General features: G+C 69.7%; 10 protein-coding genes. 3 read left to right on the forward strand and 7 right to left on the reverse strand.

What is annotated here, in order from left to right; translation table 11 throughout:
• Positions 1–133 precede the first annotated feature (133 nt).
• The 4 genes from ACFWMR_RS40415 to ACFWMR_RS40430 are packed head-to-tail and all read right to left on the reverse strand — an operon-like array spanning position 134 to position 3,011.
• Positions 134–592, reverse strand: a complete 459-nt coding sequence (locus ACFWMR_RS40415; RefSeq protein WP_378382211.1) for a YfbM family protein — start codon at positions 590–592, stop codon at positions 134–136.
• 3 nt (positions 593–595) lie between these two features.
• On the reverse strand, positions 596–1,390 hold the full coding sequence (locus tag ACFWMR_RS40420; RefSeq protein WP_093933938.1) for a PIG-L family deacetylase: 795 nt from the start codon (positions 1,388–1,390) through the stop codon (positions 596–598).
• 50 nt (positions 1,391–1,440) lie between these two features.
• Positions 1,441–2,130, reverse strand: coding sequence for a dienelactone hydrolase family protein (locus ACFWMR_RS40425; RefSeq protein ID WP_378382212.1), 690 nt, complete (start codon positions 2,128–2,130; stop codon positions 1,441–1,443).
• A complete protein-coding gene (locus ACFWMR_RS40430; protein ID WP_378382213.1) occupies positions 2,127–3,011 on the reverse strand; it encodes an arginase family protein in 885 nt (294 codons plus the stop codon). The genes ACFWMR_RS40425 and ACFWMR_RS40430 overlap by 4 nt, the downstream gene beginning before the upstream one ends.
• A 73-nt stretch (positions 3,012–3,084) precedes the next feature.
• On the opposite strand from ACFWMR_RS40430, the gene ACFWMR_RS40435 reads away from it, so the two are divergent.
• The gene (locus ACFWMR_RS40435; protein WP_378277727.1) at positions 3,085–4,437 is read left to right on the forward strand and encodes a TrpB-like pyridoxal phosphate-dependent enzyme; all 1,353 of its coding nucleotides are present in this window, start codon (positions 3,085–3,087) and stop codon (positions 4,435–4,437) included.
• Positions 4,438–4,521: 84 nt separating this feature from the next.
• Here the strand turns inward: ACFWMR_RS40435 and ACFWMR_RS40440 are convergent, their stop codons facing one another.
• From ACFWMR_RS40440 to ACFWMR_RS40450, 3 genes are all read right to left on the reverse strand, one after another.
• Positions 4,522–5,736: a GGDEF domain-containing protein gene (locus ACFWMR_RS40440; RefSeq protein WP_244199643.1), complete on the reverse strand. Its 1,215-nt coding sequence runs from the start codon at positions 5,734–5,736 to the stop codon at positions 4,522–4,524.
• 139 nt (positions 5,737–5,875) lie between these two features.
• Positions 5,876–7,087 (reverse strand): MFS transporter, encoded by a 1,212-nt coding sequence (locus tag ACFWMR_RS40445; protein ID WP_378382214.1) that lies wholly within the window; start codon positions 7,085–7,087, stop codon positions 5,876–5,878.
• Positions 7,088–7,234: 147 nt separating this feature from the next.
• Complete coding sequence (locus tag ACFWMR_RS40450) at positions 7,235–9,037, reverse strand: VanW family protein (RefSeq protein WP_378382215.1); 1,803 nt, start codon at positions 9,035–9,037, stop codon at positions 7,235–7,237.
• A gap of 397 nt (positions 9,038–9,434) precedes the next feature.
• Here ACFWMR_RS40450 and ACFWMR_RS40455 point away from each other — a divergent pair, with 397 nt between their 5' ends.
• Both ACFWMR_RS40455 and ACFWMR_RS40460 read left to right on the forward strand, forming a co-directional pair.
• Positions 9,435–9,941, forward strand: a complete 507-nt coding sequence (locus tag ACFWMR_RS40455; RefSeq protein ID WP_093933945.1) for a metallophosphoesterase family protein — start codon at positions 9,435–9,437, stop codon at positions 9,939–9,941.
• 18 nt (positions 9,942–9,959) lie between these two features.
• A complete protein-coding gene (locus ACFWMR_RS40460) occupies positions 9,960–10,955 on the forward strand; it encodes a PHP domain-containing protein (protein WP_378382216.1) in 996 nt (331 codons plus the stop codon).
• The last annotated feature ends 64 nt before the right edge of the window (positions 10,956–11,019 follow it).

Consider the following 11,019-nt stretch of genomic DNA (forward strand, 5'->3'; position numbering starts at 1 on the left):
GCAACGTTGAGCGTTGCGAAGGTGGCTTTCGCAACACCCGAAACCGGCAGGTGGGCAGGCCAGGCACGCGCCACCTTTGCCTTACCCCTCAATAACCCTATTTGCCACTTACGACCACCCCGGCCGACCGAGGTCAGGTGATGATCGTGACGACCGGATCCCCGGCCTTCGCGGCGGCGGCGAAGAAGGGGACGAGCGCGTCGTAGTGGGCCCGCACGTAGTCCAGCGCGTCGGGCTCGTCCCAGATCGACGGGTAGATCCCCTCGGCCTCGAGATCCGACAGCTCGACGCCCTCCGAAAGCTTGTCGAATCCGGTCAGCTCCGCCGAGATCGTCCGTACCTCGTCCGCGCTGAAGTACCGCGGCGGCCCGTCACTGTCGGCTTCCCCCAGCAGTGTCCCGCCCAGTACGAAGTCGATCTTCCACCCGGCCCGCCCAACCAGGTACCACAGCGCGTTCCACGCCTTGTCGACGTCGACCGTCCGCTCGGTGCCGGCGGCCTTCTCGGCGTAGTCCCAGTACCGGTCGGGCTCCTCGATCAATTCACGCAGCTCATCGGGGGTGACCCGCAGGTACGCACCGCACATGCCCATCGGTCAGAGCCCCGCCATCAGGTCGGTCTCGGTGATGCCCGGCCCCTGCCCGGCGCGGATGAACCACTCGATGCCGAACGCCCGCGCGAAACCCTCGTCGGGCATCGCGAGGAAGAACGAGTCCTCGCTGATCTGGCTGGCGTGCGCGCGCATCGCGGCCCGCTTGTGCGGCAGGTACGCGGTGACGTCGACCCTCGCCGTCAGGATCGCTTCCGGCTTGCCGAATTCGGCGCCGTCCTCGAAGTCGGGGAGGTCTTCGGCCTTCATCTCCCCGGCCCGCACCGCTTCCTCCATACCGCGGCGCATATCGTCACTGTTGCTCGTCGCCTCGTATACCCGCGGCGTGCCCGCCAGCTCGGCCGCGCGCATGCCGACGCGGTGCACCTGGATGTGGTCCGGGTGCCCGTAGCCGCCGTTGTCGTCGTAGACGGTCAGGACGTCTGCCTGCTCCTCGCGCAGGATCTCGGCCAGCCGCTGGGCGGCCTCCTCGACGTCGGCCTGCCAGAACGTGCCGGGCACCTCGTTGCGCGGCTCGCCCATCATGCCGGAGTCGGTGTACCCCAGGAACTCCACGCGCTTGGCCCCCAGGACCTCGGCGGAAGCGTGCGTCTCCTGCACGCGGCGCTGCCACAACTCCTCTCCCTCGTCGAGGAACCCGTCCTGGACCTCGCCGACCTCACCCCTGGTCGCGACCACGAGCACGACCCGGTGGCCTTCCTCGAAGGCCTTGCGCATGACGCCGCCCGCGACGATGCACTCGTCGTCGGGGTGGGCGTGAAAACTCACCAATGTGGCCATGGTGGGGAAACTACCCGGAGGCACCGACATATTCCGGCGCACCGACCCACTCAAGCCGGGAAGACCCGCCGCAGGAACTCCAGCGTCAATGCCCAGGCCGCCGCGGCCGGCTCCGGCTGGTGGAACATCGGCGCCACGTGGTTGTGGAACGCGTGCCCCGCGCCCTCGTGGACGTGGATTTCCGCACCGTCATGAGACGCGACAGCGTCGGCCAGGCGACGCACTCCCTCGACAGGAATGTAGGGATCGGCGCCCCCGAACTGGAACTGGATCGGGCAGGTGATCTTGTCCAGCAACGGAAGCTGCTCCGGAACCCGGGACCCGTAGTACGAAACCGCGACATCCGGAGCACCCTCGGCGGCCGCGGCGTACGCCATCGAGCCGCCGAGACAGAAGCCGAAGACACCCGCGCGCCCATCGGTTTCGGGCAGGGAGCGCAGCATCGCCAGGGTCGCGAGCACGTCGGAGACGGCGCGCGCCGGGTCGAGTTCGCCGGAGACCGCCATCGACGCCGAAATACCGGCTTCGTCGTGCGTGGCCGACCAGCCGGGAGCGATCCGCCAGAACAGTTCGGGCACGGCGACGACGTAGCCGAGCGCGGCCAGGTCGGCGGCGACGGACTTGAGGTAGTCGTCGAGGCCGAAGATCTCCTGGATCAGTACCAGCCCCGGGCCGGAGCCGGATTCGGGCAGCCAGAGCGGGGCGTCGAACGAGCCGTCGGCGACGGTCACCTGGGTCATCGGGTTCCTTCCAGCGCGCGTACGAGGCAATCCGCCACCAGGGCTGCCTGAGTTCCGTCGGGGTCGAGGTCGGGATCGAAGATGGTCAGTTCCAGCCCGGCGGCGCCGGGGATCGCGACGAGGCCGCGCAGCAGTTCGACGAGCTTGTCCGGACTGAGCCCACCGGGGTCCGGACTGTCCACAGCGGACACGAACTCCGGGTCGAGGGTGTCGATGTCGATGTGGATCCAGAAGCCGTCCAGCGGCGCGAAGATCTCGCGGGCGGCGGCGAGCGCGTCGCCGGTGCCGGACGCCATGATCTCTTGGCTGGTCACGACACGGATCCCGGCTTCCCGCACCTCGGCGGAGTCCTCCCCGCGGACGCCCAGCACGAGGACGTCTTCGTCGCGGACATAAGGCGAAAGGCCGTCCACATCGGCCAGTTCCGGCGCGCCGCGGCCGGTCACGACGGCGAGCGCTTCACCGCCGACGTTGGCGACGTGGTCGGAGTTGCCGAGGTGCCGGAAGTCGTCGTGACCGTCGAAGTAGACGATGCCGAAGCGTCCCTCGCGACGCAGGGTCAGCATCGCGGCGAGCGCGATCGAGCAGTCCCCGCCGAGGACGACCGGGAAGCCGCCGTCCGCGCGGATCTTCGCGAGACGTCCGGCGAGGGCCGCGGTGTAGGTCGCGATACCGGCGGCGTTCCGGACGCCGCCGCCGGGTGACCAGTCGGGCAGGTACCGCGGCGGAGTGACCACGCCGCCGTCGGTCGCGCCCAAACGGGTGAGCAGGCCGTGGTCGCGCAGCGCGCCCGGCGCCTTGTGACAGCCAGGGACCGCTCCTTCGGCGGGCGGCCGCAGGCCGAGGTTGGACGGTGCGTCGAGCAGTACGAGATTCCCCATCACCTCACCGTAGTAGTCGTCCCTGGTGTCGCGCCGTCCGTCCCTTTAGGTTGGAGGGAACTGAGGAGGCTCAATGGCGGAGCGGACCAAGTACATCCTCGACGAAGCGGACATGCCGGCCAGGTGGTACAACGTCGTCCCGGACCTGCCGGAGCCCCCGCCGCCACCCCTGCATCCCGGCACCCGCGAGCCGATCGGCCCGGACGATCTCGCGCCGCTGTTCCCGCAGGCGCTCATCGCCCAAGAGGTCACCACCGAACGCTACGTCGACATCCCCGAAGAGGTCCTGGACGTCTACCGGCTCTGGCGTCCGTCGCCGCTGTTCCGCGCGAGGCGCCTGGAGAAGGCGCTCGGCACGCCCGCCCGGATCTACTACAAGTACGAGGGGGTCAGCCCGGTCGGTTCGCACAAGCCCAACACCGCCGTGCCGCAGGCGTTCTACAACGCGGCCGAAGGCGTCACGAGGCTGACGACGGAGACCGGCGCCGGGCAGTGGGGGAGCGCCCTCGCGTTCGCCTGCGCCACTTTCGGGCTCGAGTGTGAGGTGTGGCAGGTCCGCGCTTCGTACGACCAGAAGCCGTACCGCAAGCTGATGATGGAGACCTTCGGCGCGACGGTGCACCCCAGCCCGTCCGAGCTGACCGCGTCCGGCCGCGCGATCCTGGCCGCCGACCCGGGATCGACCGGGAGCCTCGGCATCGCGATCAGCGAGGCCGTCGAGCAGGCGGCGCAGGCGGAGAACACCCGCTACGCGCTCGGCAGCGTGCTCAATCACGTGCTGCTGCACCAGACGATCATCGGCGAGGAGGCGCTCAAGCAGTTCGAACTGGCGGGGGACACCCCGGACGTCCTCGTCGGCTGCACCGGCGGCGGCTCCAACTTCGGCGGGCTCGCCTTCCCGTTCCTGCGCGAGAAACTCGCCGGGCGGATGGATCCGGTGATCCGCGCCGTCGAACCGGCCGCCTGCCCGACGCTCACCCGCGGGAAGTACGCGTACGACTTCGGGGACACCGCCGGGCTGACGCCGCTGCTGAAGATGCACACCCTCGGTCACGACTTCATCCCCGATCCCATCCACGCCGGCGGCCTGCGCTACCACGGGATGTCGCCGCTGATCTCGCACATCTACGAACTCGGCCTCATCGAAGCGCTCGCCATCGGCCAGGAGGACTGCTTCGCCGCTGGTGTGCAGTTCGCCCGGACCGAGGGGATCATCCCGGCGCCGGAGCCGACGCACGCGCTCGCCGCTTGTATCCAGGAAGCGTTGCGGTGCAAGGAAACCGGGGAGGAGAAGGTGATACTCACCGCGTTGTGCGGGCACGCGCACCTGGACCTTCCGGCCTACGGCGCGTATCTGGCGGGGAACATCTCCGATCACGAGCTGCCGGAGGAGGCGCTGGCTCAGTCGCTCGCCGGGCTTCCGTAGCTCTCCGCGAAGTGTCATGAAGGGTCCCCATAGGACGAAAAGTGTCCGAAGGGGACCCCTCATGACACGCGCCGGGGGAGGGGGTCAGCCGGTCACCTGGTAGCCCGAGGTCCGGTTCCGCCCGGTGTTCTTCGCCTCGTAAAGCGCGCGGTCCGCGATGGCGATCACCGCGTCGAGGTCGGTGACACCGGGCCGGTCGGCGAGCCCGATCGACACGGTGACGTGCTCCGGCAGGTCACCGTGCCGAGCGGCGACGCTCGACCGGATCCGTTCCGCGATCGCGTGGGCGTGCACGGCGGACGTGCCGGGCAGCAGCACGACGAACTCCTCGCCGCCGAACCGCCCGACCAGATCCGTACCGCGCACCTCGGTGCGCAGCGTCTCCGCGATCGCCGCCAGATACCGGTCGCCGACCAGATGCCCGTGCCGGTCGTTGATCAGCTTGAACCGGTCGACGTCGACCATCAGCAGACTGGTGTGCCGTCCCGCGCGCCGCCCGCGGTCGAGTTCGTCGGCCGCGGCCTCGCGCCACGCCTTGGCGTTGAGCAGCCCGGTCTTGGCGTCGCTGCTCGCCTGCCGCTTCAGCTGCCGCAGCAGGACCCCGCGGTGCAGCACCAGCGTGATCCCGACGACCAGCAGCAGCACCACCGGCCAGTCCCGCAGCGCCCACGCCACGATGACGCCGAGCGCGATCGTCGCCGCTTCGAGCGCGTACTCGAAGGGCTTCGCCAGCGCGTCGCGCAGCTTGTCGTGCGGCGTGCCGTAGTACACCGCGACCGTCATCAACGCGGTGTTGACCAGCATGAACACCCCGCCCGCCGCGACCACCGACCAGAACGAGGAGAGGTCGCGCGGGAGTTCGTCGAACGGGACGGCGTACCGGGAGAGGAAGGCGGCGGCCGCGAAGCCGGAGAGCACTGTCGCCGACGTGGAGAACGTCCGCCGGAACAGGGGGTTCGGCTGCCCGCGGAACCAGCGGTAGAAGAACGACAGGGCGATGACGAGCGCGGCCAGCCCGGGGTGCACCAGCAGTACGGCGGAGAAGGTCCAGACGCTGTCGAGCGAGATGTGCGGCGTGCCCGCGAACCGTTCCCGCACCCGCTCCACCGGACGGGACAGCTCCGTGTACAGCACGACGCTGGTGATCAGGACCGCGAAGGGGAGCGCGTCGCCCGGAGTGAACGGGATCCGGAGAAAAGACCAGGCGGATCCCGCGATCGCCGCGACGTCCACCAGGAGGACGAAGCCGATCAAGCCGCGGTTGGGTAGCCGCCACAGCGCCCAATTCGTTAGCGCCACGGTGACGAACGTAATCGGTTGGATACTAGGTGTCACTACGCTGTATGGGTAGGCGTGGGTGCACCACGCGTGACCGGATCGGGTGGCGGAGGGGGTGAGCCCTATGCGCGGGCAGAACTGGTGAGTACCGGGTTCCGGTCTAAAGGGGGTGCGGTGGGGCCACGTGGCGCCAAGCCCGGGTGGCCGGAACAGCCACGACGAGACCGGCCAATGCGATGACCGAGACCGTCGTCGCGGGTGAACCGAGCACGCCGACGAGCAGGCCGCCGGCGATCAGCCCGACTCCCTGCACGGCGATGAGTCCCGACCCGGCGAGGCCGAAGGCCTGGCCTCGTTCGGTGTCGGGGACCAACCGCATGAACGTGGTGCTCGCGGTGACCTGGTAGGCGGCGCACATCCCGGACAGCACGAGCAGTCCGGCGGCGTAGGGGAGCGACGGGGTGAACCAGAACGCCGCGAGCGGCACGATCGCGCCGAGCGCGAGCACTCCGACCATCCGCAGCCGGATTTCGGGCCGCACCAGGCGGCCCAGCACGAACACGCCGAGCACGATCCCCGCCGGATGCGCCGCGAGCAGCAGGCCCGCCGTCGCCGCCCCGCCGCCGATCTCCGCGGCGTAGGGCACGGCGAGACCCTCCGGAACGATCACGAAACCCGCGAGCCACGCCAGGCCGACCAGCGCGCGCAACCGGCGGTCACGCCAGATCGTGCGGGCACCCGCGGAAAGCCGCCGCAGGGTCGACGTCGCCGGTCCGCCGGAACCCGAAGCGGCCCGGGCGCGGACACCCAGCCGCAGGACGACCGCCGAGATTCCGAACGTCACCGCGTCGACGGCCAGCCCGCGGCCAGGCCCGATCGCGGCGATCACGGCGCCGCCAAGGGCGAACCCGGCCAGCTGGCCGACCTGGTTGGTGATCTTCAGCAAGGACTGACCGAGCACGTACTGATCCCCGCTCAGCACCGACGGCAGGACGGCGGCCTGCGCGGCGGTGAACGGCGCGTTCGCCAGTTGCACCACGACGAGCACCGCGGCCAGTACGGGCAACGGGATGCCGGGGACGGCGAGCACCGCGACCAGGATCGCCCGGACGACGTCGGAGCAGACCATCACCGCGCGGCGCGGGAACCGGTCGGCCAGCCCGCCGAGCAGCGGGCCGCCGATCAGGTCGGGCAGATAGGTGAGCGCGTAGGTGAGCGCGGGCCAGGTCGCCGAACCGGTCCGCTGGAACACCAGGACCGACAGCGCGACCCTGGCCACCTGATCACCGAGGATCGACAGGAGTTCCGCGAACCAGATGGCCCGCAGTTCGCCGACCGCGAAGATCTGCCGGAAGGTCGCCGTGGAGTCCACTCAAGCCACCCCCACTCGGTCGGGTGAGTCACTCAGCGTACCTCTTTGGACGCGTGCGGTGAACCCTCGAAGTACGTGAAGGCCCCCTTCACTGCGTCTAGCGCAATGAAGGGGGCCTTCACGTACTTGCGGGGTCCCGGAGGGTGGTTACTCCGTGCCGCAGGTGATCTTCGGCTGCGGGTTGTAGTGCACGTTCCGGGTGTGGCGCCGGACCTCGCGGCCGCTCGCGACGTCCTTGATCACCCGGGTGTCCGAAGTGGTGAAGCCGGGCGCGCCGTTGCTGGGCTTGCAGTTCTCGGCCGGGCCGGGCTTGGTGGGCGGGTCGGACGGGTTGCTGCGGCCGCCGGGGATCGACTCGACGGTGTACTTCTTGGTGCCCCACAGGCGGATCGTGATGTCCGACGGTGTCCAGATGGTCTGGATCGCGACGCCGGTGTCACCGTCGTTGGTGAACTTCAGGTCGATCACGCTGCCGCCGTTGTGGTTCTGGAACACGGTCGCCTCGCGCGCGGCGGGGTAACGGCTGATGTAGTAGCTGTGTTCCTTGTGCTCGGTGTCCTTCATGCCGGCGAAGTACGAGGCGTTGTACAGCGTGGTCGCGAACTGCGAGATCCCGCCGCCGACCTCGCGGCCGGGCGCGCCGTCCTTGATGACACCGGCCTCGACGTAGCCCTGCGCCGCGCCGCGCGGCCCGGTGAACCCGTTGAGGCTGAACGTCTCGTTCGGCTTCACGATGGCGCCGTTGACCTTCTGCGCCACGACCCGGATGTTCGTCCCCGAATCGGCGGCGAAACCGGAGGTCTTGAACTCGCTGACGACCTCCTTGATGCCGAGCTGGTTGGCCTGCTCGGTGGTCACCTTGGCCGGGGTCTTCTTGTAGGTCACCGGCAGCTCGCGGGTCCCGGTGCGCTTGAGCACGTCGAGCGCCGGCTTGAGGCTCGGCTCCCAGTCGACGACGTTGGCGTCCTCGGAGGGCTGGACGGTCGGCTTGCCGCCTTCGAAGACGATCTGCGCGTCCTTGCCCTCCTTCTCGGTGGACTTCAGTTGCGGGCCGGCCGCCTCGATGATCTTGTTGTTGTCGACCTTCGGGTTCAGCACGCCGCCGTCGGCGGGTTCGAAGGTCAGCGCGGTCGCGATGGCCTCGGGCTTGAGGATCGCGTCCTTGCCCTCGCCCTTGATGACCACCGGCGCCGCCACGGCGGGCTTCGCGACCTGGTCGAGGGCGGCGTGGACGGCCTCGGCCGAGACCTTGACCGGGGTCTGGGTGACCGCGAGCGTCAGCGGCTCGCCGGTGGCCCAGCGCTCCAGGATCGTCTTCTTGGCGGCCTCGACGTCGAGCTTCTGCCCGGTCTTCGGCTCGACCGCGACCGGCTTGGTCTCCTCGAAGCGGACGGTGCCCTCGACCGGGTCGCGGTCGACCTTGTCGCGCAGGTTCTCCAGCGCCCCGGTGAGCTTGCCGTCGTCGGTCTGCGTGACGACGCCGACCTCGGTGGTCGTGAAGAACGACGCGATCCGGGTGAACGGGTTCAGCGGCTGGTCGCCGGCCTGGTCCAGGGTGGCGGGCCAGTCGAGGCGCAGGCCCGCGTTGGTCGGCGCCAGCGATTCCTCGGCGTCGCCCGCGACGACCTTCACCGGCCGGGTCAGCCGCGGCTCGATGCCGCCCCTGAGCTCCTTCTCGGCCGCGGTGCGGTCCATCCCGCCGACGTCGACCCCGGCGACGGTGACGCCGCGGGGGACGCTGCCCTGGGAGACCAGCACGTCGAGGGCGTACGCGACGACCAGCAGGCCGAACACGCCGCCGCCGATGAAGGCGGCCTTGCGGTAGCTGCGACGGCGCTTCGGTGGCGTGGGCTCCTGAGGCGTGGCAGACTCCGCGAACCCGGGCGTGACGACCGGGAGAATGTCCGTCTGCTCAGCGTGGGACTCGGGCCAGCGCGGTTCCTGCGGCAACTCTCCACCCTCCACGGTCCGGTGAGGCCGGACGTCGTGATCGAACATCCGGGCCTTCCACACGTTCCGGACGTATGTTCAAGATACGGGTGGCGTTTTGTGGGTCTGCAACTCGCCCGGTTGGGTGAGCGGGTCACTCCGACGGGTGGTCACCGGGTGTCAGGTTCCGGGTTTTCGCTCACTCTGGCGTGAAAATCCAGGTCACAGCCTTCGTCGGCTTGCGTGATGTGTTCGGAGTACGACGCGCCGTGACCCCGGGAGTACCACGAGGGTGGCGTGGTCCACCGCGCGCGGAGGCGTTGCGATTCCGCATCATCGCGGTCACGAGGTCCAGAGTGGACGAGCGGGCGGTCGGAGTCCGATTCGGACTGTCCGGCTCGGATACGATCGGAGACCCATGACGCGTCTGCTGCTCATCGCCGACACACATCTGCCATTGCGCGCCAAGGCGCTGCCGGAACAGGTCTGGCGCGAGGTCGACGCGGCGGACGTCGTCGTGCACGCCGGCGACTGGGTCGCCCCCGCCCTGCTCGACGAACTCGAGACCCGCTGCGAGCGGCTCGTCGGGGTCTGGGGCAACAACGACGGGGCGGACCTGCGGGCGCGGCTTCCCGAGATCGCGCGGGTGGAACTCGACGGCGTCCGGCTCGCCGTCATCCACGAGACCGGTGGCAAGCAGGGGCGCGAGCGCCGCTGCGACGAGCGCTTCCCGGACACCGACGTCCTCGTGTTCGGGCACAGCCACATCCCCTGGGACACCGTCACGCCGAACGGGCTGCGGCTGCTGAATCCCGGCTCGCCGACCGACCGGCGGCGGCAGCCGTTCTGCACGTACCAGACCGCCGAAATCCGCGACGGTCGGTTGTGCGATGTCGCTCTTCATGAGCTGCCTCCGCGTCGCTGACGGGGTAGACAGGTAGCCATGGAACCGGCGCAGGCGTTGAGGGAGATCGCGTTCCGGCTGGAGCGCGCGGGCGAGCCGAGTTACCGGGTGCGAGCCTTCCGTCAGGCGGCTTCGGTGATCGCCAAGGTCAAGCCGGACGACCTGCGCAAACGCGCCGAGGCGGGCACGCTGACCGCGTTGCCGAACATCGGCAAGGCGACCGCGGCCGTCATCGAAGACGTCCTCGCCGGCCGTCGTCCCGCGTACTTCGAGAAGATCGGCGAGCCGAAGCTGCCCGATGGCGGCCCGATGCGGGCGGCGTTGCGCGGCGACTGCCACACCCATTCGGACTGGTCCGATGGCGGAAGCCCGATCGAGGAGATGGCCGAGGCCGCCCGCGCGCTCGGGCACGAATGGATGGTGCTGACCGACCATTCGCCGCGGCTGACCGTCGCCAACGGCCTCTCGCCCGAGCGGCTGCGACGGCAGATGGACGTCGTCGCGGAACTGAACGAGACGATGGCGCCGTTCCGGATCCTGCACGGCATCGAGGTCGACATCCACCTCGACGGCACGCTGGACCAAGAGGAAGACCTGCTGGCGCAACTGGATTTCGTCGTCGCGAGCGTGCATTCGAAGCTGCGGATGCCCGCCAGGGAGATGACGCCGCGGATGCTCGCCGCCGTCCAGCATCCGCGGGTCCGGGTGCTGGGGCATTGCACCGGGCGGCTGGTGATGGGGGCGCGCGGGAAGCGGCCCGAGTCGGAGTTCGACGCGGAGGCGGTGTTCACCGCGTGCCGGGACAACGGCGTGGCCGTCGAGATCAACTCGCGTCCCGAACGCCGGGACCCGCCGACGCGGCTGCTGAACCTGGCCGTGGAGCTGGGCTGCGACTTCGCGATCGACAGCGACGCGCACGCGCCGGGGCAGCTGGACTGGCTGGTCTACGGCTGCGTGCGCGCCACGGAACTGGGGATCGAGCCGGACCGGGTGATCAACACGCGGACCGCCGAAGACCTGCTGGCCTCGGGCTAGGCGCTTTCCCTGCCGGGCGTGGGGTGTTGGGGGGGGGGGGGGGGAGCGAGGTTTATAAGGGGTA

Source organism: Amycolatopsis thailandensis, from assembly GCF_042723255.1.
Lineage (GTDB): Bacteria > Actinomycetota > Actinomycetes > Mycobacteriales > Pseudonocardiaceae > Amycolatopsis > Amycolatopsis thailandensis.

Bases quoted from the DNA above. Each gene is read 5' to 3' on its own strand.
- ACFWMR_RS40460 (WP_378382216.1), top strand. From the start codon at position 9,960: ATGGAACCGGCGCAGGCGTTGAGGGAGATCGCGTTCCGGCTGGAGCGC.
- ACFWMR_RS40430 (WP_378382213.1), bottom strand. From the start codon at position 3,011: ATGGGGAATCTCGTACTGCTCGACGCACCGTCCAACCTCGGCCTGCGG.
- ACFWMR_RS40425 (WP_378382212.1), bottom strand. From the start codon at position 2,130: ATGACCCAGGTGACCGTCGCCGACGGCTCGTTCGACGCCCCGCTCTGG.
- ACFWMR_RS40420 (WP_093933938.1), bottom strand. From the start codon at position 1,390: ATGGCCACATTGGTGAGTTTTCACGCCCACCCCGACGACGAGTGCATC.
- ACFWMR_RS40415 (WP_378382211.1), bottom strand. From the start codon at position 592: ATGGGCATGTGCGGTGCGTACCTGCGGGTCACCCCCGATGAGCTGCGT.
- ACFWMR_RS40455 (WP_093933945.1), top strand. From the start codon at position 9,435: ATGACGCGTCTGCTGCTCATCGCCGACACACATCTGCCATTGCGCGCC.
- ACFWMR_RS40435 (WP_378277727.1), top strand. From the start codon at position 3,085: ATGGCGGAGCGGACCAAGTACATCCTCGACGAAGCGGACATGCCGGCC.